Below are 1,351 nucleotides of genomic sequence, written 5' to 3' on the forward strand. Positions count from 1 at the left end.
GATTGCGCAACCTGACGTCTGGAAATTGACGGGTGCGTGATCACGCATCCCGGCATTCCCACTTGATGTAGCCTTTATTGTCGGAGGCCCATGTTTCGTCGATCTCGACGAGAACGGCAGAGACGAGGCGCAGGAGTGACTGGTCGTTGGGGAAGACGCGGACCTTGACGGTCCGGCGTTTGAGCTCCTGCTGCACAGCGCGCTCGATGGGGTTGGAGGTGCGCAGGCGCCGACGGTGATGCTCTGGCAGGGTGAAGACGGCGAGCCCCTCGGGAACGCTGTTTTCCAGCCATGTAGCCAAGGCAGGCGCAGTGTCGCGGTAGCTGGCGACGAGTTCGTCGAGCGCGGCTTGCGCTTTTGGAAGCGAATTGGCGTTCCAGACGCCGCGCAGCTCGGTCCCGATGCGCCCGCGGATGGCGGTATTTGGTGCGTGATGGATGGCGTTGGCAGCCAAATGGAATTGGCATCGCTGCCAGGTGGCGGCGCCGAGTACGGCTCGGCGAGCGGCGCGCAGGCCGGCGTGATCGTCGGAGACAATGAATTCAACGCCGCGCATGCCGCGTGCGACCAATCCGTCGAGGAAGGCCCGCCAGTGGACCTCGGCTTCCGACAGCGCGACGCTGACGCCGAGCACCCGGCGCCGCTCGTCTGGGCCGATGCCGATCGCCGAGAGGACGGCTGCGTCGCGAACGACGCCGCCTGCGCGCATCTTCTCGTACCGGGCGTCAAGGATCAGGTAGCGGATCTCGCCGAGCGGACGAGTGCGCCACGCTTCCAGTTCGTCGTCGAGCAGGGTTGCGGCGCGACTGACCTGCGAGGAGGAAAGGCCTTCGATCCCGAACTCGCGCAGCACTGCCTCGGCCTGGCGAGTGGAGACGCCCTTCACGTACATCTCGGCCACTGCCAGCATGACCGCGCGCACCGAGCGGCAGCCACGCTCCAGCGATTGAGGGAAGAAGGGCTCAGCGCCGTGGCCGGCGGTCTTGGGAACTGCCACCTCCACTGTGCCCGCCGGGGTATCGATCCGCTTGGACTTGTAGCCGTTGGCATAGCCCCGTCGGTCGGTCGTGCGTTCGTAGTGCCCTGCGCTCAGGAAGCGCTCGCGCTCGATCCGCATCGCCATCTCGAAGGTGCGTGCGAACACGGTCGCGATGCCCTCGGGGCCGTGTTCGATCAGCTGTTCCAGAACGGCCTCGATCGCCTTATCATGCCTGCTGTCCATTCGCTCTCTCCACGGGTGTGTCGCAACTCCATGGAATGCAGAAGATGGGCAGCTGGTGCCGGGGCATGCCCCGGCACCAGCTTACCAATCACGACCCGATCGAATTTCCAGACCTCGCGTTACACAACC

Annotated in this window: 1 protein-coding gene; it reads right to left on the reverse strand. The window is 65.1% G+C overall.

What is annotated here, in order from left to right; translation table 11 throughout:
• Positions 1-40: 40 nt before the first annotated feature.
• Entirely contained in the window at positions 41-1,222 is a 1,182-nt protein-coding gene (locus EWE75_RS24600) for an IS256 family transposase (RefSeq protein WP_165388539.1), read from the reverse strand.
• Positions 1,223-1,351 lie beyond the last annotated feature (129 nt).

Source organism: Sphingomonas populi, assembly GCF_004208535.1.
GTDB lineage: Bacteria > Pseudomonadota > Alphaproteobacteria > Sphingomonadales > Sphingomonadaceae > Sphingomonas > Sphingomonas populi.

Coding starts and splice junctions, on each gene's coding strand:
- EWE75_RS24600 (WP_165388539.1), bottom strand. CDS start 1,222: ATGGACAGCAGGCATGATAAGGCGATCGAGGCCGTTCTGGAACAGCTG.